Genomic DNA, 23082 nt, shown 5'->3' with positions numbered 1-23082 from the left:
GTAATGAAGGCGTCCTTCAGTACGGCAGGCGTTACGAAGGACGCCTTCAGTACCGCAGGCGTTAGGAAGGCGTCCTTCGGTACGGAGGGGCTTACGGGATCTCGGCGGAGTCGGTCAGGCGGAGCTTGCGGCGGGCGCGCTGGTAGAACGTCGTCATGCCCAGGCGGACCACCTGGGCAGCGCTCGGCCTGCCACGCAGCTCGATGCGGTCGCCCGGCTGGACGTAGCCCGCCACCTCGCCGTCCACCTCGACCGCCAGCCGACCGCTGCTGGGCAGGATGTCCAGCGTCACCGCGTCGTGGACGGACAGCACCACGCCCCGGCTGTAGGCGGAGTGCGGCGCGGCGGGCGTCACCAGCAGCGCCTCGACGGCCGGGCTCGTGATCGGGCCGCCTGCGGAGAAGCTGTAGGCGGTCGAGCCGGTCGGCGTGGCGACGATGACGGCGTCGGCCGCGTAGCTGACGAACTCGTGCTCCGCCACCCGGACCGCCACCACCGCGCTGCCGTCGCCGGGCACCCGCACCACCGCGACGTCGTTGAACGCGGTGACCGTCCGCTCGCCGAGCGTGGCGTCCACGGCGAGGCGCGGCTCCACCGTGAAGGCGTGCTCGTCGATGGCCGACAGCGCGCCGGGCAGGTCGGGCACGTCCACCTCCGCGAGGAACCCGAGCTTGCCCAGGTTCACACCCAGCACCGGCGCGCGCTGCCCGTCGGCCAGCCGCATCGCACGCAGCATCGTCCCGTCCCCGCCGAGGCTCACCAGCAGGTCCGAGCGGCTGCCCAGCTCCGCCGCCGAGACCGCGACCGCCGCGCAGTCGAGCCGCACGACCTCGTCCGCGATGCCGAGGATCTCGATGTGCCTGCTCCCCGCCCAGTCGAGCACTGCGGCGACCGCCGCCGCGGAGTCGCGCCGGGGGTGGAGCACCAGACCTGCCGAACGCACGTCAACGCACCTGGTCCGCCTCCTCGGAATTCACTGTCTGGTCACCGTGGCCGGGAATGGTCCCGTTTGGTCATGTACCTGTGGCTGGCTTGCGTCACGTTCCCGTGAGGTGCGGTCGAGAAGCACCCGGCCTGCTTCCGAGCTTGAAGCTGACACGGCGGGTGTCACGAGAGTTGCGGTCATGAGGCGAGTCTGCACTCTTTCTGGCGGGCGTGTCGATCAGGCGGCGACACGCAGCGGGGCGAGTGCCGTGGCCCACGCGACGAGCTGGTCGAGGGTCGTCGCGAGTGCCGCGTCCTGGTGGGCGGCAGGCGCCAGCTCGCGGTTCACGAAGTCCGTGCGCAGGTTCAGGCTCACCTGCGCACCCACGTCGGCCAGCTGGAGGGCCGCCATGACCGGCCGCAGCTGCTCGACCGCCCGGACGCCGCCGTCGTGGCCGTAGGACACGAACGCGGCCGCCTTGTTGTTCCACTCCGCGTACACCCGGTCGAGCGCGTTCTTCAGCGCGCCGGGTAGCCCGTGGTTGTACTCGGGCGTCACGAACAGGAAGCCGTCGTACCGGGCGACGGTCGCGGCCCAGGCCTGCGTGTGTGGCTGGGTGTACCGGCCGAGCGCGGGTGGCAGCGGCTCGTCGAGCGGCGGCAGGTCGGCCTCGGCCAGGTCCACCAGCTCGAAGCGGGCGTCCGTGCGCGTGGCCGCCCGGTCGAGCACCCAGCGGGCGACGGCCTCGCCGACGCGGACCGGGCGCGTGCTGGCGAGGACGACGGCGATGGTCGGCACGGCACTGTCCGCGTGGGACGTGAACTGGTCGAGCAGGGCGGCCACCGCGTCGTCGCCGAACAGCAGCCGCTGGCTCGCGGCCGACCCGCCCGCCGACCGCTCGGCACGCGGGAACATGTCCCCCTCGTAGGCGGCCAGCGCGGCCTCGGTGTCGCCGGGGTGCGCGACGATCGCACGGCCCAGCTCGGCGCCGTCGAGCATGGCGTGGTTGGCGCCCTCGCCCGCGAACGGCGACATGAGGTGCGCCGCGTCGCCGAGGAGGGTCACGCCAGGCACGCGGTCGAAGCGGTGGCCGACGGGCAGAGCGTGGACGCGGCGCGGCACCAGGGGACCGTCGGCGTCGGCGACCAGCGCGCGCAGCTCGTCCGCCCAGCCGTCGAACCGGGTGAGCACCGCCTTCTTCGCGACCGAGGGGTCGGTGAAGTCGATGCCGTCGAGCCAGCCGGCATCGGCCTCGACCGCGGTGTAGACGTGGAGGCTGCCGTCGGGTTCGCGGTGGGCGAGCATGCCCTTGCGGTCGCCGAGGCAGAAGAAGAAGCCGCCGCCGATCACGGCCGCGCTCGCCGGGTGGCGGGTGTCGGCGTCGAGCAGCTCGGTCTCCACGAACGAGATCCCGGTGTAGGCGGGGACCGCGTCGGAGACCAGCGGACGCACGCGCGACCAGGCGCCGTCCGCGCCGACGAGCAGGTCGGTGGTGATCACCGTGCCGTCGGCGAAGGTCACCTCGTGACGGCCGCCGCCGACCGCGGCGATCGCGGTCGCCTTCCTGCCCCACCGGACGGTGCCGGGCGGCAGCGAGTGCAGCAGCAGGTCACGCAGCTGCCCCCGGTCCACCTCGGGACGGTCACCGTCGCCGTCGTCCTCTTCGGACAGGTGGACTACGCCGTGCCTGTCGAGGATCCGCAGCGCCTCGCCGCCGGTGTGGACGAGCGCGCGGAACTCGTCGTACAGGTCGGCCGCCCGCAGCGCGACCTGCCCGGAGTCGGTGTGGATGTCGAGCATGCCGCCCTGGGCGCGGGCCTCCGGCGAGGGCTCGAGGTCGAACACGGCCGACTCGATGCCGTTCACGTGCAGTACTCGCGCCAGCGTCAGGCCGCTCAGGCCCGCGCCGATGATGGCGATCGGGTAGTGGGTCACGGTGGTACTCCTTCAGTTCTCGACGCCCGGAACGGGCGTGTGTGTGATGCCGTCGATGACCACGCGCAGGCCCCAGGTGAGGCGGTCCTGCGGCGACCCGCCGAGGACGCTCGCGCCCAGTGCGTGCAGGTGGGGGTGTGTCGAGGCGGGCACCTCGCGGATGGCGCGGGTGAGCGCGTCCCAGTCGGCCTCGCTGTCGCCCGACTGGGCTTGCGTGGCGTGCTCGGCGACGCTGGCCGTGGCGAGCTGGAGCAGGATGTCGACACCCCAGGCGGCACGCGCGGGCGGCACGTCACCCTCGACCTGCAGTGCGAGCAGGCGCTCGGCGAGCCGCAGGAAGTGCCTGCCGCTGGGGCGCGCCGACAGGGCCATGCGGGCCAGGGCGGGGTGCGCGAACAGGACCCGCATGTAGGAGGTCAGGACGGCCTCCACGCGGTCGCGCCAGTCCCCGTCCCGCGCCTCGGTGTCGAGGTCCACCTCGCCGAGCAACTCGTCGAGGATCGCCGCGTGCAGCTCGGCGGTGTTGGCGACGTACACGTAGAGCGAGGCCGCGCCGGTGTCCAGCTCCTGCGCCAGGCGACGCATGGTCACCTTCTCCAGCCCCTCGGCCCGCATCACGGCGACCGCGGTCGCGATGATCCCGTCGCGGGACAGTGCCGCCTTGGCGGGCCGCTCGCGACGGCTGATCGGGTTCCTCGGGCGCGTGGTCATGCCCCCAGCCTAACGAACATGTTCGTTCCGAACAAGGTCGTGACGAACATGTTCGTCGTTGCGGCCGTCACACCGCGTGGGCCTCCCGCTCTGTACCGTGCCCGTGGTGCGGAACCTGACGACGAGCGAGCACGAGCGCCTGCGCGACCTGGTCCGGCGCAGCCCGGCCTTCACCGGCCTGCGCGTGGTGGTGCACGAGGACCACGTCGAGGCAGGCAAGGACCTCGGGTTCGGCCTGGGGCCGGTGGCCGACGCCGTCGCGGGCGCACCGGCCGACCAGTGGCCCGACCTGGTCGACGACTGCCTCGCCCGGCTGCTCGCCGCGATGCGGGCGGGCACCCCCGAGCTGGACGGCCCGACCGACGGGGTGCTGGACCGCGTGTACGCGCGGCTGCGGCCCGCCGAGGGGAGCCCGGTCGAGTGGTGGACCTACGCGCGGGAGGTCGCGCCGGGGCTGCTCGTGGTGCTCGCCATGGACCACCCCGACCACGTCGCGATCCTGAACGACGAGCAGGTGCGGCGCCACGGGCTGGACCGGCTGCTCGACGCGGGCATGGCCAACCTGGCGGGCCAGCTGCCGGACACCTACGCGACGGCCGAGGGTGTGTACGTCCTCAACGGCAGCGACCACGTCGCGTCGACGGTGCTGATCCTGCCGTGGGTGGTCGAGGCGGTGACCGGTCTCCCCGACCATCCCCACGGCATCCTGGTCGCGATGCCGGAGCACGCGACACTGGTCTTCCACGTACTGGCCGACGGCCCCGGCGCCCGGTACGCCCTGTCCGAGATCGCCCGCGTGACTGCCGCGTCCTATGCGGACAGTCAGGCCCCGGTCAGCCCCGTGGTGTACTGGCTCGCCCCGGAGGCCTCCTACCTCGAACCGGTCGCGAGGGCCGCCGACGGTGACGGCGTCATCGGCGAGGACGTCGTCACCGACTTCCCCGCCGACTTCGCCCGCCTACTCCAGGAGCTGGGCTGACCCCCGTGCACTGAAGGACGCCTTCCTTGCGCCCAGCGTTACGAAGGCGTCCTTCAGTACGCCCAGCGTGGGGCTCGGCTAGCGCGCGGACCAGCGCTGGGCGCCCGAGTTGTTGCACTCGTAGAGCTGGATCAGGGTCCCGTTGACGGTGCCGCTCGACGCCACGTCCAGGCACTTGCCCGAGCCCTGGCCGACGATCGAGCCGTTGGCGTTGAACGTGAAGTGCTGCGCCGCCGAGTTGTTGCAGGTCCAGATCTGGATCTTGGTCCCGTTGGCCGTGCCGTTGCCGTTCACGTCGAGGCACCGGTTGCCGTACACGCGCACCTCACCCGACGCCGTGCGGGTCCAGCGCTGGTTCGTGCCGCCGTGGCAGTCCCACAGGTGGATCTGCGCGCCCTCGGCCGTGCTGACACCACTCACGTCCATGCAACGGTTCGACTGCGGGTTCACCAGGCTCACGGCCGTGCCGACCGGGGGCAGGGTGGGCTGGAGGCTGCCCGGCACGGACTGCAGGGCGGAGAACCACCGCGCGGCCATCTTGTCGTAGCCGCCCGCGGTCGGGTGCACGCCGTCGGCGAGGTCGGCCGTCGTGATCGCCGAGTGCATGTCGACCAGGTGGGTCTGCGGGCCCTTCTGCGCGACTATGCCGGGGATCGTGGCGTTGTACGCTCGCACGCGGGCTTCCAGCGTGGGGTCGGTCTCCGGGGTGATCTGTGCGACGAACAGCTCCACGTTCGGCACGTTCGCGCGGATCTTGTCGATCAGCGCCGACAGGCGGGCAGGAGCGTTCGCGATGTCGTAGTTCTGGTTCATGTCGTTGGTGCCGATGTGCAGCAGGACCGTGCGCGGCGCCGACGATCCCAGCCACGCCACGATGTTCGCGTCGAGCTGGTCGATGCGCCAGCCCGAGTGGCCCTCGTGGTCGTGGTCGCCGAGTGAGGACGGGCCGTTGAAGCCCGAGCCCACGAAGTCGACGGTGTAGCCGCCCGTGGCCATGCGCTGCCACAGGTTGATCCGGTACCCGCCGGGCACGTTGAAGCCGTCGGTGATCGAGTCGCCGAGCGGCATGACCCGCACGCCGCCGTTCGACTCGGCCTGCGCCGTCGGGGCGGTGGCCACCCCGAGCGCAAGCACCAACCCGACCGCGGCGGCGGCCAACCGCCGGATGTTCACTCGCATGACTGTGTCCTCGCCATTGAGAAGTTGCAGGGTCGCGATCTGCCCTTGATCGCCTTGACCAGAAGTAAGCGCCGTATGACGGAATGTCAAGGGCGGCGGTCGCGGCGGACCACGGCCAGCCCGGGCAGCATCGCGACGGCGGTGAGGACGAACGCCGCCGGAGTGCCGACCGACGCGACCGCGAGGCCCGCGCCGAGCGCACCCGCCGCCATGCCGAGGTCGTACGCGGCGTTCCAGATCGCGCTCACCGCACCCGCTCCCCCGGCGGGCACCCGCGCGTACATCAACGCCTGCGTCGCGTTCTGCAGCACGCCGAAGCCCGCGCCGAACACGAGCGCCCCGCCGACCACCGCGGCGGCCGAGCCGGTGACCGCGATCGCCGCCATCCCGACCGCGGACAGCACGAGCCCGTAGGACAGCAGCCTGCCGGGGCCGAAGCGGTCGCCGAGCCGTCCCGCGACCCAACGGGCAGCCGTGGACGCGGCGGGCTGGGCGAGCAGCGCCGCCGCCACCACCCACACCGGGCCCGTCGCGAGCGGGAGGAACGTGACCAGCACGCCCGCCGCCCCCGCCGACGCCGCGAACACCACCGCGGGCCGCATGACGAGCCCGTTGCGCAGTCCGGCGAGGACACCGTGGTGGTCACCCGTCGCCGCGACCGGTGTCCGCGAGGGCAGGCCCGGCAGCGACAGCATGGCGAGCAGCGTGGCCGCCGCCGTCACCACGAACACCGGCTCGTAACCCCAGTGGGCCGCCGCCCAGACACCGGCGGGCAGCGCGAGCATGCCCGGCACTCCCCCGACGATCCCCACGAGCGCGAGGCCCTCGCCGCGCCGCTCCGCCGGGATCAGCATGGCCGTCAGGGCGCCGCCCGCCACCACGCTGACCGCGAAACCCGCCCCCCGCACCACGCTCACCGCGATGATCACCCACGTGCTCGACGCGACCGTCAGAACGAGCGCGGGCGCGCCGAGCAGGAACAACCCGAGCGCCAGCGCCCACCGGTAGCCGAGCACGGCGATCAGGCGCGGCGTGACCAGCTCGCACGCCACCGTGGCGAGCAGCAGGGCGACCGTCCCCGCGCCGCCGTCCGAGCCTGCCTGCGCCGCGAACAGCGGCACGACCGAGAGCGGGAGGTAGAAGCCGATCGACGAGCCGACGATCGACACGAAGCGCAGCAGCAGCGCCCGGGTGACCAGGGTCGTCCTGGCCGGTCGGGTGCGGAGGTCGGTGGTCATGCGGGGAACGCTACGAGCCAACCGGGTCATCGGTAAGGTCCAGTTCCATGCCTGTGGAGTGGGCCGGTTTGGGTCCGGAGCTGCTCGTGACGATCGACCGCGACGGCGGCGCGGGACTGCGTGACCAGCTGGAGGACCAGCTCCGCGACGCCATCCGCACCGGGCGGCTCGCCGGGGAGGAACGCCTGCCGTCCTCACGCGAGCTGGCCCGCGTCCTCGGCCTGTCCCGGGGGCTCGTGCAGGACTGCTACGCGCAGCTGCAGGCCGAGGGCTACCTCACCAGCCGACCCGGGTCCGCGACACGCGTCGCGGCCGACGCCGCCACCCGCCGGGCCGCACCACCGCCACCGACCCGGCCCGACCGGCCGAGACACCCGGTCGCCGACTTCCGCCACGGCGTCCCGGACCTGCGACTCGCGCCGCGCGAGGACTGGGCGTGGGCCGTGCGCGAGGTCTGCCGCGGCGCGCCGAACGCGGCCTTCGACTACGGCGACCCGGCAGGCGAGCGACGGCTGCGGGAGGTGCTCGCCGCGTACCTGCGGCGGGTGCGGGCGGTCTCGGCCACCGCCGACCAGGTCATCGTCTGCGCGGGCATGGCGCAGGCACTCGGGCTGGTGCTGCGGGCACTGGCCGCCGACGGCGTCGACACCCTCGCGGTCGAGGACCCCGGCGCCATCGGCTCGACGACCGAGCAGGCGAACGCGGCGGGCATGGCGGCCGTGCCCGTCCCCGTCGACGAGGACGGCCTCGACGTCGCCGCGCTCGACCGCACCGGGGCGCGGGCCGTGCTCGTCACCCCGGCCCACCAGTGGCCGACGGGTGTCGTACTCGCCGGGCACCGGCGCCAGGAGCTGCTCGCGTGGGCCCGCCGGCGCGACGGCGTCGTCATCGAGGACGACTACGACGCCGAGTTCCGCTACGACCGCGACCCGGTCGGCTCGCTGCAGGGCCTCGGCCCCGACCACGTCGTCTCGCTCGGCACGGTCAGCAAGTCGCTCACACCGGCGCTGCGGCTCGGCTGGGTGGTCGCCCCCGACCGGCTGCTCGGCGCGCTGACGCGCGGCAAGTTCGTCGCCGACCGCGGGAGTCCCGTTCTCGACCAGCTGGCGCTGGCGCTGCTCGTCGAGTCCGGCCGCTTCGACCGGCACCTGCGCCGCGTGCGTGCCGAGTACGCGGCCCGGCGCGAGACCCTCCTCGCCGCACTGGCCACCCACGCGCCCGGCCTGCGTGTCACCGGGCTCGCCGCGGGCTTCCACGCGGTGCTGCACCTGTCGGCGGGCGCGGACGAGGCAGAGGTGGTCGACTTGGCGAGTGAGCGCGGTGTCGGGCTCTACGGGATGGCCGGGATGTGCCGTGCGACGCCGCCGGCGCCGAGGCTCGTACTCGGGTTCGGCGACACCCCACGACGCTCGATCGACTCCGGTATCGCCACCGTCGCCGATCTGCTAAAGCGAGACATGACGGTTGAGTAGCCCATGGCGCGGGCACGATCGGGTCACGGTGAATCAGCGTCGTGTCGACAGGTATCTGTAAGGGTATGCAACGGAGGACGACGTGGAGTTGCGGTCTTTGCTCGCCGCGGCAGGCAAAGGTGACCAGGCTGCGTGGGACGCGATCGTGAACGAGTTCAGCAGCCTGCTGTGGTCCATCGCCCGGAGTTTCCGGCTCGACCAGCGTGACGCGTCCGACGTCGTCCAGATCACCTGGTTACGGCTGGTGGAGAACGTGGACCACATCAAGGAGCCGGAGGCGCTCCCCGCCTGGCTCGCGGTCACGGTCCGGCGCGAGTGCATGCAGCTGCTGCGCCGCACGAGCCGCCAGCAGCTGGTCCGCCACGCCGAACCGGTCGACGACATGCCCGACACGGCTCCGCCCGTCGACCACGCGATGCTGACCACCGAGCGCGACATCGCACTGTGGCGCAGGGTCGCGGCACTCGGCGAGACGTGTTTCCGGCTGCTGCGGGTGTTGATGGCGTCCCCGCCACCCAGCTACCGGGAAGCCGCCGCCGCACTGGACATGCCGATCGGCAGCCTCGGCCCGACCCGGCAGCGTTGCCTGCAGAAGCTGCGTGAGTCGATGGACACCGACGGACAACGGGGTGACCGCGGATGAATGACGAGGAGCTCATGGACGAGCTGCGCAGTGCCTGTTCCCGAGTCGACCCCGTGCCGGAGTCCGTGCTCGACAACGCCCGGGGCGCACTGCTGAGCAGACGTTTCGACGAGCAGCTCGCGGAACTGCTGCTCGACTCGGCCTCGGAGTTCGCCCAGGTGCGTGGCGACCAGGACCAGCTGCGCCTGCTGTCGTTCCAGCTGGGTGAATTCTCGCTGGAGGTACAGCTCGAGTACGTGGACGAGCGGGTGACCGTGCGCGGGTTGGTCGACGGCATCTCCGGGACAGCCGAAATGGACCTCGGTGGTGAACGCTGGGCACTGCCGGTCGGCACCGACGGTATGTTCACCACCGAGATCCATCGGGGTGCGGCCAGGTTTCGCGTGGCCGCACCGGACGGGGTGGTCGTCACCACCCAGTGGATCCTCGTCTAGCGGTGTTTTATTGGCTCGCTGTGATGGATTTGGCTCGCTCCGCTCACGGAGACATTGACTCGCTCCGCTCACGGGTGACCGGGCCTTCACCCGGCCACGCGTTGCGTGGTTGCACCATCTGTACGTCCAGCGTCGTGGGGTTATACCTTCTGCTTGTCCTGCGGAGCGGTTGGTTCACCCGCCGACCGGCCTCGGGAAGATCGGGAGCCGGACCCGGTCGCCCGCGTCCTTTATCTCGATCGTGTCCTTCAGTAGGTCCTGCATCGCCGCCCTCGGGCGGTCGGCGAACCTGTGGGACATCCGCTCGGCGAGCCTGCCGACCACCACGGGTGCCGCGAACGACGTGCCGCTCCACTCGGCCATGCCGCGCGAGCGCACGACCGTCCCCTGCTGTGGCGCGGTCACACACGAGCACCCGTCGTACAGCGGCGGGTCGCCGTAGACGCACACCGACGCGTCCTTGCCCAGGAGCGGTTCCTGGTACCTGAACATGCCCTCGGGGAACGCGTTGACCAGCTTCTCCCCGTCCTCGTAGACCGTCACCCAGTCGCCGAAGTTGGAGAAGCACGCCCGGCCCTCGCGGTCCTGCTGCAGTGCGCCGACCGCGACGACGACGTCGTCGAACTCCTTCTCGCCCGCGAACGCCGCCGGGTAGAACCAGACGTCGTCCGGTCCCTTGCCGTCGTTGCCGGCCGCCGCCACCAGGAGCGTGCGGCAGCCCCGGCGCGTCAGGTGCCGCATCACGTCGAGCATCCCCAGCGCGAGCGGCGCGGACTTCTCCGCGTGGTCGTGCATCGGCACGAAGCCCGCCGACAGGTTGATGACGTGCGGCGCCGGGCTCCTGTCCGCCGCGTCGATGATCGCGCGGGCGACCTCCGACTCGAGCATGGCGCCCGCCCACCGCAACGTGTTGGACACGTGCACGGTGGCACCGGGCGCCACGCAGCGGACGATGCCGGCGATGAACGTGCCGTGGCCCGCGTGGGCGGCTATCCGGCCGTCCGGCCGGTAGGTGCCGTCCTCCCTGTCACCGGACACCTCGGCCGCACGCCCGTCGACGTGCAGCCAGGGGTGGTTGGCGGACCAGCCCGGAGACAGTCCCGTGTCGACGACCTCGACGCGTACCCCCAGGCCCGCGTCGCCTGCCATCGGCGGTGGATAGGGAATCGTCTCCGGGAAGGGCCTACCCGGCACCGGCTCGTCGGCCGGGCAGAGGTTCGCGCCGTCCTGGTGCGCCACGTGCACGACGTTGTTGACGGCGACCTTCCCCGCCAGCCCCCGCTGGCTGTTCAGGTACGCCGCGACCTGCCACGCGCTCCTCCCCTCGTTCTCGTTGATCCGCAGCAGCCTCGCGCGCCCAGGTGCGTTCGACTGCTCGGTGCCGTCCAGGTGGCGGACGGGCTCGGTGGCGAACCTGCTCAGCCCCTCGATGCCGTACTCGACGACATCGCCACTGACCAGGAGGTGGTCCTTCTGCCAGATGTGGGTCGGTGACCCGTTGGCCGGCTCGGACTCGAACCGGACCTGTTCCTGCTCCGCGGCCCTTTCGATCGCCGCGAACTGCGCCCTGCTGATCGCCTGGATTCCCCCCTGACGATCTTCGACATTCCTGTTCCGGTCATACTGCGGCACGTTGCCTCCCCCCATGGAGAACATGTCTCTCAAGTGGATGCGCCACCCCGGCGGTCAAATACCGCTGCCGCGGTCGTGCGCCGGACTGTTGCCAATCCGTAATATGGCGACGTGAGCGAGGCCGTCAGCTGGTCACCCCGCACCGGCGAGCCCGAACGGCGGGACGGTGACCGCACCCCGCACCACCTGCTCCAGCTCGTCTTCGCCGACCCCAACGAGGCCATCAGACAGGCCAACGCCGTGCTGGCCTGCTCACCGACCCCGCTCGCCGCCTCGATCGCCCACCAGGCCATCGGCATCGTCCAGCGTGACTTCGGGGACCTCACGTCGGCGATCACCGAGCTGCGCCTCGCGCTGACGCTCGCCAGGAAGTCCGGCTCGACCGAACGGGAGGCCGACGTACTCGCCACGTTCGGCATCGCGCTCGTGCACGACGGACGGACCCGCACCGGCCTCGCCACGCTCGACCGGGCGGTGGCCGCGTCGACCGGCACGCACGGCGCACGCGTGCGGTTCCGGCGCGGCGGCGCGCTGTGGGTGCTGGGACGGCACCGGGACGCGCTCGACGACCTGCGTGCGGCGGTCATGGTCCTGCGACGCGCCAAGGACACCGTCTGGACCGGGCGGGTGCTCGCCGTGCGTGGGCAGGTCCACCTCGCGCTCGGCGCGGTCGAGCGGGCGGACGCGGACTTCACCGAGGCCGCGCGGCTGTTCGCCGAGACCGACCAGGAGCACGACTCCGCGGTGGCCGTGCAGAACCTGGGGCTGACCGCGTTCCGCACCGGCGACCTGCCCGCCGCGCTGACGAGGCTCGAGGACGCCGACCGCAGGTTCCACCGGCTGGACACGCCCATGCCCGAGCTGGTCGCCGACCGGTGCGCGGTGTTGCTGGCGGCCGGGCTGCCCAACGAGGCGTTGCTGGAGGCGGACGCGGCCATCGCGGAGGTGACCGACCGCAACGGCCAGACGACCCGCAGGGCCGAGCTGCTCCTGGTCGCGGGACGTGCGGCGCTGGCGGCGAAGAAGCCCCGCGCGGCACTCGAACGGGCGAGTGAGGCCGTGCGCCTGTTCACCGCGCAGCGCCGCGAGTGGTGGCGCCAGCACGCGCGGCTGCTCGCGCTGCAGGCACGGTTCGCGACCGAGCCGGGTGAGGCGGGGCAGCTCGCGCAGGTCCGCGAGGTCGTGAAGGGCCTCGGCGCACTGCACGCGCCGGACCTGATCGAGGCGAACCTGCTGGCGGGCCGCGTCGCGCTCGCGATGCGCCGCCCGGCACGGGAGCACCTGAGGGCGGCGGCCACCGCACGCCACGGCGGCTCGGCCATCACGAGGGCGGAGGGCTGGCTGGCGCAGGCGCTGCTGGCGGCCGTCGACGACAACACCCGCCTGGTGCTGCAGGCATGCAGGCGCGGCCTGGACGTGCTGGACGAGCACCGGCTGACGCTGGGGGCGTCGGAGCTGCGGGCCCGCGCGACCGACCACGGCGCCGAGCTGGCCGAGCTGGCGCTGCGGACGTGCCTGCGTGGTTCCCGAGCACGCAGGCTGCTGATGTGGAGCGAACGCTGGCGGGCGACGGTGTGTGCGGTGCCCGCCGTGCGCCCGCCGACCGACAACGACGTGCTGCACGACCTGGCGACACTGCGTGCGACGACCAGCCGCCTGGACGAGGCACTGGTCAACGGCACACCGTTCGGCGCGCTGGCCACGAGGTCACAGCGGCTGGAGCGGCGGATCAGGGACCGGGTGCGCCGCCAGCCGGGCACACTCGACGGCGCGCCGGGTACGGCGCACGGCATCGTCCGCCCGCTGCTGGACGAGCTGGGCGACGGCCGCCTTGCCGCGATAGTGCCGATCGACGGCGACCTGCACGTGCTGGTGTGCGGTGGGGGTCGGGTCACGAGGACCGTGGCGGGGAAGGTGTCGGTCGCGGCGGGACACGTGGAGACGGCGTGCTGGCTGCTGCGCAGGCTCGCGTACGGGCCGGTGCCCGGCGTGGCCGAGCGGCTGCTGGCCAGGCTGGAGGTCGTGGGCAGGCAGCTGGAGGAGCACCTGCTGGGCGGGGCGCGGCTCGGCGACGGACCGGTGGTGATCGTGCCGCCCGGCCGCTTCCAGGCGGTGCCGTGGGCGCTGCTGCCCGGGCTGCGCGACCGGGTGCACTCGGTGGCGCCGTCGGCGACGACGTGGGTGAACGCCCGCCGCGCGCCGCGTCCGGCCGGGGGCAAGGTCGTGCTGGTGCGCGGCCCCGGTCTGGCGAGCAGCGGCGGCGAGATCCCCCACCTCGCCGCCGCCTACCCGGACGCGCACGTCATCGAGAACGAGGCCGCGACCGCGTCGGCGGTGCTGAGGACGATCGACGGCAGCTCGCTGGTGCACCTGGCCGCGCACGGCCGGTTCCGCGCGGACAGCCCGATGTTCTCGTCGATCCGCCTGGCCGACGGACCGCTGACGGTGTACGACTTCCAGCAGCTGCGCAGGACCCCGTACCGGATGATCCTGCCGTCGTGCGACTCCGGTGCCGTGCAGCCGGTCGGGGCCGACGAGCTGCTCGGCCTGACCGCGGCCCTGCTCCCCCTCGGCACCGCGGGCATCGCGGCCACCGTGGTCCCGGTCAACGACACGGCCACGGTGTCCGTGATGCGTGCGATGCACACCGCCCTGAACGCCGGGAACACGACACTGGGCGAGGCCCTCGCCACCGCCAGGGCCACCACCCCCGCCGACCCGGTCGCCGTGGCCACCGCGTGGTCGTTCGTCGCCCTCGGCGCGGCCTGACGCTCGCCACCGGCATGCACTGAAGGACGCCTTCGTAACGCTGAGCGTCAGGAAGGCGTCCTTCAGTGCGTTTCCCGGGGCCGAGGTGTCAGGTGTCCCTCGTACGGAGGACGGTGTAGCCGGCGGCCACGACCATGGCCACGAAGCCCCACAGGATGGTGAAGCCCCACCACGGGTTCAGGTCGCCGGGGACGCGGAGCACGGACAGGATCCGCTCGCCCGCGACGGTGGGCCAGTAGCGGTTCATCCAGTCCGCCCACGACTCCGGCAGGGCCTGTGCCACCAGCCGGATCAGCAACGTGACCGACACCAGCGTGCCGATCGCCCCCGCGGTGGAACGCAGGATCGCGCCGATGCCCAGGCCCAGCAGTCCGATGGCCGTCAGGTACAGGCCGCTGCCGATGACCGCCCGCAGGACGTCCGGCTGGCCGAGGGTCGCGTACGGCACGTCGGCGCCCGCGAACACGGCCTGGCCCGCGAAGAACGACGCGAACCCGATGGCCTGGCAGAGCACGACCGACGCGGCCGCCAGCACCGCGAGCTTCGCGGCCAGCAGGCGACCCCGGCGCGGTGCCGCGGTGACCGACGGCCCGATGGTGCCCGTGGCGTACTCCGCCGTGATGACCAGAACCCCAAGCACCCCGATCGCGAGCTGCGCGACGGTGACGCTGGTCAGGCTGAGCGCGGTCGGGTCCCAGTCCTCGCCGGTGTACTCGCGGGCCTGGCCCGCCGTCGCCATCGCGCCGATGCCGACGCCCAGCAACGCCGTCACCGCCATGGTCAGCCACGTGGACCGCAGGCTCCGGAACTTCGTCCACTCCGAACGGATGAGGTTCACGCGCCCACCCCGTACTCGACAGCGTCGTTCGTCAAAGCCATGAACACGTCCTCCAGCGAGCCGCGGTGCGGGGTCAGCTCGGACAGCGCTATCCCCTCGCCAGCCGCGAGCTTGCCGATCTCGGTCGCGGTGACGCCGTGGACGTGCAGCGCGTCGGTCTCGGACGCCAGCTCGGCGCCTGCCCTGCGCAGCACGCGGGCCAGCCGGTCCAGCTCGTCGGCGCGGACGAGGACGGACTCGGTGCCGTACTCACGCAGGAAGTCCTCGATGCCGGTGTCCGCGATGAGCCTGCCGCGACCGATCACCAGCAGGTGCTGCGCGGTCAACGCCATCTCGCTCATGAGGTGGCTCGACACCAGCACCGTGCGGCCCTCCTCGGCCAGGTCACGCATGAGGGTGCGGATCCAGCGGATGCCTTCCGGGTCCAGGCCGTTGACGGGCTCGTCGAACATCAGCACCGACGGGTCGCCGAGCAGCGCGGCGGCGATCCCGAGGCGCTGGCTCATGCCGAGGGAGAACGTCCCCGCCCGCTTGCCCGCCACGCTCTCCAGTCCGACCAACCCGAGCACCTCGTCCACCCGTGCCCGTCCGACGCCCGCCGTCTGCGCGATGGCGAGCAGGTGGCTTGCGGCGGTCCGCCCCGGGTGGCAGGCACGGGCGTCGAGCAGCGCGCCGACCGTGTGCAGCGGACGCTCCAGGTCACGGTACCGACGCCCGCCGACGGTGACCGTGCCCGCGGTCGGCGCGTCCAGCCCGAGCACGAGCCGCATGGTCGTCGACTTGCCCGCCCCGTTCGGCCCGAGGAACCCGGTCACCCGCCCCGGCTCGACGGTGAAGTCGAGGTCGTCCACGGCGAGCTTGTCGCCGTAGCGCTTGGTGAGGCCACGCGCTTCGATCGTGTTGCTCATGAGAGCCACGTTGTCGGGACGATGTCACGACGCGCTGGGAGTGCGTGCGGCGTCGCCGCCGAACAGGCACGCACTCCCAGCCAACTCCCAGGAAGCGGTTACAGGAAGACGGGGTGTGGGCGGCTGCTGCGGGCGATGTTGAGCCGCTCCTCCGTGCCCACCCGCGCGAACACCGAGGCCAGACGGCCGTTCACGGCACCGAGCGTGAGGTCGTGGCGCAAGCCGCCGGAGTCGACGGGCAACACGGTGGTCGAGCAGTACTCCTGGACCAGCCACCGCTCGACGAGTGCCGTGTTCACCGCGTCGGCCCAGTCAGTGGCTTCACGGCCGATGACCACGCCTCGCCCTCGGGTGTCCAGCGGCCGTTTGAGCACGTAGTCCTCCGGACGGTCACGGATCGTGCGCAGGGTCGCGGCGTCGCAGGTGGCGATGTTGCGTGACCACGGGATGGCGGCCTGCACCCTGGTGTAGTCCGCCGGTGTGAACAGGTCGGCGAACCGGGGGTCGGACAGCACGGCCAGGCACAGCTTGTTGTCGCCGATCAGCCTTCCGCGCAGGCCGTTCTGCACGAACAGCGCACCGGAGCCGACCGCACCAGGTACGGGCCGATCTCCGGCCGCAGGCGGGCGAGGTCGCGCATGCTGATCTTGGCGTAGGCGCAGCGGACGGGCACGCCCCGGATGCCGACCCCCTCGTCCACCCGCACCTCGCGCGGATCCGCCCGCACTCGTCCTCCAGTGTGGACATCTGCGCGACGAACTCCTCATCCAGGGCCGGCCACGACCTCCCCACACGTGGTGGCTCCGCGACCTGCTGGTTCCCGGACACCATCGACGCTCCCTCTCCGCGGTCGAGTGCGACTCGCCTCCCCCGAGGTACCGCCGCGCCTGCCGGCCACACCAGCGCACCGGCAAGTTCCCTCCTGTGGGTGACAGCGCCGCACATCTCCGCGCCGTACTTCGTCGGACCTGGCAGGAGACCAGGGAGGAACCCATGACGGACCTACAGGCGCCGGCCGACCGCGTCGAGATCCAGGCGCTGTGCGCCGAGTTCACCGACGCCGGGATGCAGGCCGACTTCGAGAGGCTCGCGTCGCTGTTCACCGAGGACGGAGCGTGGCGCATGCCGCACCTCCCGGCGGAGTTCGAGACACGTGCCGAGATCCGGGCCGCCGTCACGCGCCTGCGGGGGCTGTGGGAGTTCTTCGTCCAGAACACCCACCCCGGCACGGTCCGCCTCGACGGCGACACCGCCACCGGCCGGGCCTACGTCGTCGAGTTCGGCCGCCTGCGCGACGGCACCTCGCACCTCAACTACGCCCTCTACCACGACACGTACCGGCGAACCCCCGAGGGCTGGCGGTTCGCCGAACGCGTCTACGAGGTCCGCTACTACGACACCACCCCACTGCCCGGCACGGCACCCGAGCCGAACACCCCGATCGAGACCGGCGCCTCCCACACGTGACCGCGTCACCCGGTGCGCAGCTGGATCATGTTCCACGACAGGGCGGGCAGCACGGCGGTGACCGTCCCGTCGGCCACCTTCACGTCGGCCACGCGGGTCGGGGTGACCCGGTCGGGGTGGCCGGCCGTGTTCGTCGCCTCGGGGTCGGTGTCGAACACGCCGACGTGCTCGCCCGTCACGAGCGTGGGCAGCGAGCGCACGTCCACCGTCAGGGTCACCGGCTCGTGCTGGTCGCGGTTCACGGCGAACAGCGTCACCACCCCCGACTCGTCCCGCACGGCCGTCGCGTCGACCACCGGCACCTCGCCCATCCACGACGTCTCGTACGTCGGGCCGGTCGGCTCCACCCGCAGCACCGTGCCGCGACCGTGCCGGGACGTCAGCGCGAACGGGTGGAACGTGGTCTGCCGCCACGCCGGTCCGCCCGGCTCGGACCGGATCGGCGCGATCACGTTGACCAGCTGGGCGAGGCAGGCGATCCGCACCCGGTCCGCGTGCCGCAGCAACGAGATCAGCAGGCTGCCGACCACGACCGCGTCCACCACCGAGTACTGGTCCTCGATCAGCCTCGGCCGTTCGCCCCAGTCCAGGTTGTCCTCGCCGGGGAACCTCGACTGGTACCACACGTTCCACTCGTCGAACGACAGGTTGATCCGCTTCCTGTGCTGCCCCACCCCTCTCGCGTGGTCGCACGTCGCGATCACCGACTCGATGAAGCGGTCCATGTTGGCGCCGCTGGCGAGGAAGCTGCCCCGGTCGTCGCCGCGCTGCTCGTAGTAGCTGTGCAGTGAGACGTAGTCGACGAGGTCGTAGGTCTCACGCAGGACCGTCGCCTCCCAGTCGCCGAACGTCGGCATCCGCTGGTGCGAGCTGCCGCACACGACCAGCTCGATCGTCGGGTCCATGCGGCGCATGGCCTTCGCCGTCTCGGCCGCGAGCCGCGCGTACTCCGTCGCGGTCTTGTGGCCGATCTGCCACGGGCCGTCCATCTCGTTGCCGAGACACCACAGCCTTATCCCGTGCGGTTCGGCGAAACCGTTGCCACGGCGCAGGTCCGACCAGTACGTGCCACCGGGGTGGTTCGCGTACTCGACGAGGTTGCGTGCCGCGTCGATGCCCCGGGTGCCGAGGTTGACCGCCATCATCGGCTCGCTGCCCATCCGCCGCGCCCACGTCGTGAACTCGTCCACGCCGATCTCGTTGGTCTCCACCGAGCGCCACGCGAGGTCGAGCCTTGTCGGGCGGTTCTCGCGTGGGCCGATGCCGTCCTCCCACGTGTAGCCGGACACGAAGTTCCCGCCCGGGTACCGCAGCACCGGCGTGCCCAGCTCGCGGACGAGTGCCGCGACGTCGCCCCGGAAGCCGTCGTCGTCGGCGCTCTCGTGCCTTGGCTCGAAGATTCCCGTGTAGACACAGCGGCCCATGTGCTCCACGAAGGACCCGTACAGCCGTGGGTCGACGTCGCCGACGCGGAAGGCGGGGTCGATGGTCAGGGCGGCGTGGTGCATGAGCTATCCCTTCAGTCCGGTTCCCGCGATGCCCTCGACGATGCGGCGCTGGAACAGCAGGAACACCAGCACCAGGGGGATCGCGCCGAGGATGGCGGACGCCATGGTGTCCGCGTAACGGATCCCGTACGTGCCCTGCACGGTCGCGAGGCCGACCGGGATCGTCATGATCTTCGGGTTGCTGAGCGCGAGCAGCGGCCACAGCAGGTTGTTCCACGTCCAGACGAAGCTGAAGATCGCCACCGCCGACACCGCGGGCCGCGCGAGCGGCATCACGACCTGGCGGTAGATGCGGAAGAACCCCGCGCCGTCGATGCGGGCCGCCTCGTCGAGGTCCTTCGGGATGCCGTCGAAGAACTGCTTGAACACGAACACCGCGATGGCCGTGGGGATCTGCGGCAGGATCACCGCCCAGTACGTGTTCAGCAGGTCGACGCTGCCCAGCTCCCGGAACTGCGGCACGATCAGCACCTGGCTGGGGATCATGATCCCGATGAGGATGAACCAGAACGCGAGCCAGCGGAACCGGAACCGCATGCGCGACAGGGCGTACGCGGCGAGGCTGGCGGTGAGCACCGTGCCGACCGCCGCGAGCGCGGAGGTGATGAAGCTCGCCGCGTACCAGTTGACGATGTCGCCCTCGGCGAGCAGCGCCCGGAACGAGGCGAACGTGGGACTGTCGATCGCCCAGGTCGGGTTCGTGGTCTCCCCGTTGGGTTTCAGCGCCGTGTCGAGTGCCCAGGCCAGCGGTACCAGCCAGAGGATCGCGAACGCGACGAGCACCCCGGTGCAGCAGCGGTTGAAGATCCTGGTGCGGCGGTCGGCGGCGTCGGCGTAGCGGCGTGCCTGCGCGGCGGTCAGCGATCGTGCTTCGAGGGCGAGGGTTGCCATGTCACAGCTCCGGTTCCTGGCGGCGGGTCATGACGAGCCACACGGTCGACACCGCGAGCACCACGACGAAGAACAGCGTGGACGCGGCGGCCGCGTAGCCGGTGCGGAAGTCGGTGAACCCGACGTCGAAGACGTACTGCAGCAGCGAGCGGGTCGCGAAGTTCGGGCCGCCCTGGGTCATGATGTACATCTGGTCGAACACCTTCAGCGACGCGATCACCTGCAGCACCACCACGAGCGACGTGGTGCGCGACAGCAACGGCAGCGTGATCGAGCGGATCTGCTGCCACGGCCCGGCGCCGTCCATCGCGGACGCCTCGTACAGGTCGCGCGGGATCTCCTGCAGACCCGCGAGGTACAGCACGAAGTTGAAGCCGAGCGTCCACCACACGGTGGTGACCGCGAGGGAGACCATCGCCAGGTCCGGGTCGCCGAGCCAGTTCGGCTCGTCGAAGCCCAGCGCGGTCATCGTGCGGCTCAGCAGGCCGAGCGCGGGCGTGTACATCCAGATCCAGATGAGCGCGACGACGGCCGAGGGCAGGATGTAGGGCAGGAAGAACGCCAGCCGGAAGAACCACCGGCCGCGGCTCGCCCGCTCGGCGAGCAGCGCGAACACCAGCGCGAGCACGATGAGCGGTGGCGTGGTGAGGATCGTGAACCAGATCGTGTGCCACAGCGCGGCCCAGAAGTCGGGGCTGGACAACGCTTCCGCGTAGTTGTCGAACCCGGCGAACCCGCCGAGACCCGAGGAGACCATGCTGGTGTCGAAGAAGCTCATCACCAGGCCGTACAACGCGGGCCCGACGATGAAGAGTAAGTACAGCAACAGGAACGGGGCGAGGAACAGCAATGCCGGACGCCCGTGTCCATCTATCGTGGACACGCGCTTCGCGGCCGGTGTCCGGCGGGCACTCGGCGCCGGGTGGGTGGTGTGCGGTTCGGTGACGGTCACGGCCAAACCTCCTCGACGAGGGTCACACCGGCGGCGCGGTGGCGGCCAGTTCGGACAGCTTCGAACGGATCTGCGCAATCGCTGCGGCAGGCGTGAAGTCGCCTGCCTCGACGGCGCCGACCGCCGCCCCCATGACGTTCTCGAAGTTCGAGCCGGACCCGGAGTACCAGCCCGGTGGGTCGTAGACGGCCGCGTCGGCCGCTGCGCGGTAGTTCGACTGCGGCGTCAGCTCCTTGTAGGCGCCGCTCGTCGCGAACGGCTGCCACGCGGGCACGTGCCCGCCCTCGGCCCAGGTGAGGCTCTGGTCGAGCATCGACCTGACGAAGCCGAGCGACATGTCGAGCCGTGCCCGGTCGTCGTCGGGACGGACCGGCAGGACGAGGGTGTGCGAGTCGGCCTGTATGGCGTAGTCGCCGCCGAAGACGTTGGGCACCAACGTCATGCTGAAGGGCATCTTCGCGGTCTGGAACGTGGAGATCTCCCACTCCCCGTTGAGGTGGAACCCGGCCGCGCCGCTGGCGAACAACGCGATCGCGCCCTGGTAGTCGATGCTGCCCGGCATCAGGTCCTTCTCGACGGTCAGCGCCCGGAGGTAGTCGAGCACCTGTGTCGCCCTGGCGTCGTCGAGCACGATCCGGGTGCCGTCTTCGGCCAGGATCTCGCCGCCCAGCTGCGCGTACAGGGTCTGGAAGAGGCGCCACGGGCTCGCCGTGTCGGAGTTGATGCCGTGTGTCGCGCCGTACTTGCCGGTGACCGCCTTGGCCTTGGTCAGTGCGTCCTCGAACCCGTCGGGGCCCTTGATGGGCTTGAGGTTGCCGGACCCGTCGAGCAGGCCGGCCTCGTCGCAGATCTTCGTGTTGTAGAAGAGGACGAACGGGTGGGTGTCGATGGGGATCGCGTAGATCTTCCCGTCGACGAGGCCCGCGTCCCAGGCACGGCTGTTGAACCGCTCGGCGGTCATGCCGTGCCGTTCCAGGTCCTCGGGCTTGAGTTCCTGCAACAGGTTTCCCGCCGCGAGGGTCTTCATCCTGGTCAGGTGCGACACCGCGACGTCGGGCGGACGGCCGCCGACGGTGGAGAGCGCGAGCTTGGTGTAGTAGGGGTTTCCCCACGCGAGGGTCACGGCCTGCAGGTCGATGCCGGGGTTCGCCTCGCGGTACCCGTCTTCCATGTCCTGCATGCGGACGCCGTCACCGCCGCCGAAGAGGTTCCAGTACGCGATGGTGTCGCGGTCCGGGTCGGCGTCCAGGAGACCGGCGCCGACGGCGGAGCAGCCGGTGGTGGCCATGGCGCCCAGGAGGGTGGCGCGGAGCATCGCGCGTCGGGAAAGCGCGTTCCTCGCCGGTACAGGGTACATGCGTTCACCGTCCTATTGGTGTCCCTAGCGGTTGGGTGGGGAGGTCGACTCGCGGACGACCAGCTCGACGGGCAACAGGTTGCGGCTGGGGATGGCCTTGCCGCCGATCCGGTCGACGAGCAGCTGGGCCGCCCGCTCGCCGGTCTCCTGGAACGGGATCCGCACGGTGGTGAGCGGCGGCACGAGGTAGCCGGCGAAGGAGAGGTCGTCGCAGCCGACCACGGAACACTCGGCGGGCAGGTCGAGGCCGCGCTCGTGCAGGGCCTTCAGCACACCGACGGCCATGGTGTCGTTGTGCACGAAGACGGCCGTGACGCTCGGGTCGGCGTCGAGGAGGCGGTGGGTGGCCGACCAGCCGCCCTCGTAGGTCCAGTCGGCCTCGACGACCCGCTGGTCGGGCAGCGGGACGTCGGCGGCGTCGAGCACCGCGCGGAACCCCCGCGTGCGGGTGCCGACGACCTGGCGGCTCTGCGGCCCGGTGATGGTGCCGATCCGCCGGTGGCCGAGGCCGAGGAGGTGTTCCGCGGCGAGCGTGCCGGTGACGGCGTGGTCGGACCCGATGGTCGGGATGCCGCCGCCGTGGACCCGATTGAAGCTGACGACGGGCAGCCGGCCGCGCAGCACCTCCCCGAGGACGGGGTCGTCCTCGAGCGTCGGCGCCGCGACGAGGATCCCGTCGACCCGGTACTCGAGGAGCTTGCGGACGGCCGTCGCGGCGTCGACGCCCGCGTGCACACTGCTGATCAGTGCGGCGTGGCCCCGGCTGGCGGCGGCCCGCTGGGCGGCGAGGACGAACTGCGAGACCGCGAGGTCCGCGAAGTCGTCGGCGACGACCCCGACGGTGACGGAGGACTGCCGCACGAGCCCTCTGGCCATGGCGTTGGGCACGTACCCGAGATCGGCGGCGGCCTTGAGGATGCGTTCGCGCGTACTGGCCGACACGACCCCGGACCGCCCGTTGAGCACCTTGCCCGCAGTCTGGAAACTCACGCCTGCCCGTGCCGCGACATCCCTCAGCGACACGTACACGACCGACCCTCCCCAGCGAAGGCGAACGTTCGCCTAACTGTGACTCCAACGGACACCGGCCGTCAAGAAGTAGACCAAGCACATCGCCAGGCTCAGGACCAGCAGGGTGGGAGCCACGCCCGGCGGGACGGCGAAGCCGCACGGCAGGTCCCGCGCGCCGATCGACGTGCCCGATCGTCGCTGCCGGTATGGAAGGACGGGCACATCCCCTGAAG

21 protein-coding genes and 1 pseudogene are annotated in these 23082 nt (G+C 71.6%); 6 read left to right on the top strand and 16 right to left on the bottom strand.

Annotation, left to right across the window (positions count from 1 at the left end; translation table 11 throughout):
- Nucleotides 1–91 precede the first annotated feature (91 nt).
- From CLV71_RS01805 to CLV71_RS01795, 4 genes and pseudogenes are all read right to left on the bottom strand, one after another.
- A complete protein-coding gene (locus CLV71_RS01805; protein ID WP_133900765.1) occupies nucleotides 92–943 on the bottom strand; it encodes an NAD(+)/NADH kinase in 852 nt (283 codons plus the stop codon).
- A gap of 219 nt (nucleotides 944–1162) precedes the next feature.
- Complete coding sequence (locus CLV71_RS49130; RefSeq protein WP_166663919.1) at nucleotides 1163–1723, bottom strand: NADPH-dependent FMN reductase; 561 nt, start codon at nucleotides 1721–1723, stop codon at nucleotides 1163–1165.
- A 12-nt stretch (nucleotides 1724–1735) separates the two neighbouring features.
- A pseudogene (locus CLV71_RS01800) lies at nucleotides 1736–2860 on the bottom strand (FAD-dependent oxidoreductase); the annotation flags it as partial.
- Between the two features lie 12 nt (nucleotides 2861–2872).
- Nucleotides 2873–3571 carry a TetR/AcrR family transcriptional regulator gene (locus CLV71_RS01795; RefSeq protein WP_133900764.1) on the bottom strand — a complete coding sequence of 233 codons (699 nt, stop codon included), beginning with the start codon at nucleotides 3569–3571 and terminating at the stop codon, nucleotides 2873–2875.
- Nucleotides 3572–3677: 106 nt separating this feature from the next.
- Between CLV71_RS01795 and CLV71_RS01790 the strand changes: the two genes are divergently transcribed.
- A complete protein-coding gene (locus CLV71_RS01790) occupies nucleotides 3678–4550 on the top strand; it encodes a hypothetical protein (protein WP_133900763.1) in 873 nt (290 codons plus the stop codon).
- Between the two features lie 78 nt (nucleotides 4551–4628).
- Here the strand turns inward: CLV71_RS01790 and CLV71_RS01785 are convergent, their stop codons facing one another.
- On the bottom strand, nucleotides 4629–5729 hold the full coding sequence (locus CLV71_RS01785; RefSeq protein ID WP_133900762.1) for an RICIN domain-containing protein: 1101 nt from the start codon (nucleotides 5727–5729) through the stop codon (nucleotides 4629–4631).
- 86 nt (nucleotides 5730–5815) lie between these two features.
- Nucleotides 5816–6967, bottom strand: coding sequence for an MFS transporter (locus tag CLV71_RS01780; protein WP_133900761.1), 1152 nt, complete (start codon nucleotides 6965–6967; stop codon nucleotides 5816–5818).
- Nucleotides 6968–7014: 47 nt separating this feature from the next.
- Here CLV71_RS01780 and pdxR point away from each other — a divergent pair, with 47 nt between their 5' ends.
- The 3 genes from pdxR (at nucleotide 7015) to CLV71_RS01765 (ending at nucleotide 9516) form a co-directional block, all read left to right on the top strand.
- Complete coding sequence (pdxR, locus tag CLV71_RS01775) at nucleotides 7015–8439, top strand: MocR-like pyridoxine biosynthesis transcription factor PdxR (protein ID WP_166663877.1); 1425 nt, start codon at nucleotides 7015–7017, stop codon at nucleotides 8437–8439.
- An 82-nt stretch (nucleotides 8440–8521) separates the two neighbouring features.
- On the top strand, nucleotides 8522–9082 hold the full coding sequence (locus tag CLV71_RS01770; protein WP_133900760.1) for an RNA polymerase sigma factor: 561 nt from the start codon (nucleotides 8522–8524) through the stop codon (nucleotides 9080–9082).
- Complete coding sequence (locus CLV71_RS01765) at nucleotides 9079–9516, top strand: hypothetical protein (RefSeq protein ID WP_133900759.1); 438 nt, start codon at nucleotides 9079–9081, stop codon at nucleotides 9514–9516. Before CLV71_RS01770 ends, CLV71_RS01765 begins: the two co-directional genes overlap by 4 nt.
- 174 nt (nucleotides 9517–9690) lie before the next feature.
- Here the strand turns inward: CLV71_RS01765 and CLV71_RS01760 are convergent, their stop codons facing one another.
- Nucleotides 9691–11148: a S8 family peptidase gene (locus CLV71_RS01760; protein ID WP_166663876.1), complete on the bottom strand. Its 1458-nt coding sequence runs from the start codon at nucleotides 11146–11148 to the stop codon at nucleotides 9691–9693.
- 111 nt (nucleotides 11149–11259) lie between these two features.
- On the opposite strand from CLV71_RS01760, the gene CLV71_RS01755 reads away from it, so the two are divergent.
- Nucleotides 11260–13917: a CHAT domain-containing protein gene (locus CLV71_RS01755; protein WP_208297337.1), complete on the top strand. Its 2658-nt coding sequence runs from the start codon at nucleotides 11260–11262 to the stop codon at nucleotides 13915–13917.
- Between the two features lie 88 nt (nucleotides 13918–14005).
- Here the strand turns inward: CLV71_RS01755 and CLV71_RS01750 are convergent, their stop codons facing one another.
- The 4 genes from CLV71_RS01750 to CLV71_RS01735 all read right to left on the bottom strand — a co-directional run bounded on the left by CLV71_RS01750 (nucleotide 14006) and on the right by CLV71_RS01735 (nucleotide 16390).
- Nucleotides 14006–14755 carry an ABC transporter permease gene (locus CLV71_RS01750; protein ID WP_133900757.1) on the bottom strand — a complete coding sequence of 250 codons (750 nt, stop codon included), beginning with the start codon at nucleotides 14753–14755 and terminating at the stop codon, nucleotides 14006–14008.
- The gene (locus CLV71_RS01745) at nucleotides 14752–15663 is read right to left on the bottom strand and encodes an ABC transporter ATP-binding protein (protein WP_133900756.1); all 912 of its coding nucleotides are present in this window, start codon (nucleotides 15661–15663) and stop codon (nucleotides 14752–14754) included. The genes CLV71_RS01750 and CLV71_RS01745 overlap by 4 nt, the downstream gene beginning before the upstream one ends.
- Before the next feature lie 98 nt (nucleotides 15664–15761).
- Nucleotides 15762–16232: a hypothetical protein gene (locus CLV71_RS01740; protein ID WP_133900755.1), complete on the bottom strand. Its 471-nt coding sequence runs from the start codon at nucleotides 16230–16232 to the stop codon at nucleotides 15762–15764.
- Nucleotides 16205–16390, bottom strand: a complete 186-nt coding sequence (locus CLV71_RS01735) for a hypothetical protein (protein ID WP_133900754.1) — start codon at nucleotides 16388–16390, stop codon at nucleotides 16205–16207. The genes CLV71_RS01740 and CLV71_RS01735 overlap by 28 nt, the downstream gene beginning before the upstream one ends.
- A 266-nt stretch (nucleotides 16391–16656) precedes the next feature.
- On the opposite strand from CLV71_RS01735, the gene CLV71_RS01730 reads away from it, so the two are divergent.
- Nucleotides 16657–17130 carry a nuclear transport factor 2 family protein gene (locus tag CLV71_RS01730; RefSeq protein ID WP_133900753.1) on the top strand — a complete coding sequence of 158 codons (474 nt, stop codon included), beginning with the start codon at nucleotides 16657–16659 and terminating at the stop codon, nucleotides 17128–17130.
- A 5-nt stretch (nucleotides 17131–17135) separates the two neighbouring features.
- Here the strand turns inward: CLV71_RS01730 and arfA are convergent, their stop codons facing one another.
- The 5 genes from arfA to CLV71_RS01705 are packed head-to-tail and all read right to left on the bottom strand — an operon-like array spanning nucleotide 17136 to nucleotide 22867.
- Nucleotides 17136–18638: an arabinosylfuranosidase ArfA gene (arfA, locus tag CLV71_RS01725; protein ID WP_133900752.1), complete on the bottom strand. Its 1503-nt coding sequence runs from the start codon at nucleotides 18636–18638 to the stop codon at nucleotides 17136–17138.
- A 3-nt stretch (nucleotides 18639–18641) separates the two neighbouring features.
- The gene (locus CLV71_RS01720) at nucleotides 18642–19529 is read right to left on the bottom strand and encodes a carbohydrate ABC transporter permease (RefSeq protein WP_133900751.1); all 888 of its coding nucleotides are present in this window, start codon (nucleotides 19527–19529) and stop codon (nucleotides 18642–18644) included.
- A 1-nt stretch (nucleotide 19530) separates the two neighbouring features.
- Nucleotides 19531–20481: a carbohydrate ABC transporter permease gene (locus CLV71_RS01715; protein ID WP_208297336.1), complete on the bottom strand. Its 951-nt coding sequence runs from the start codon at nucleotides 20479–20481 to the stop codon at nucleotides 19531–19533.
- A gap of 22 nt (nucleotides 20482–20503) precedes the next feature.
- Nucleotides 20504–21838 (bottom strand): extracellular solute-binding protein, encoded by a 1335-nt coding sequence (locus tag CLV71_RS01710; protein ID WP_133900750.1) that lies wholly within the window; start codon nucleotides 21836–21838, stop codon nucleotides 20504–20506.
- Nucleotides 21839–21862: 24 nt separating this feature from the next.
- Nucleotides 21863–22867, bottom strand: a complete 1005-nt coding sequence (locus tag CLV71_RS01705; protein ID WP_133900749.1) for a LacI family DNA-binding transcriptional regulator — start codon at nucleotides 22865–22867, stop codon at nucleotides 21863–21865.
- Between the last annotated feature and the right edge of the window lie 215 nt (nucleotides 22868–23082).

Origin of the sequence: Actinophytocola oryzae, from assembly GCF_004364325.1 — a bacterium.
In the GTDB taxonomy this organism is placed as follows: Bacteria; Actinomycetota; Actinomycetes; order Mycobacteriales; family Pseudonocardiaceae; genus Actinophytocola; species Actinophytocola oryzae.
This window is presented reverse-complemented; position numbering and strand designations above follow the sequence as displayed.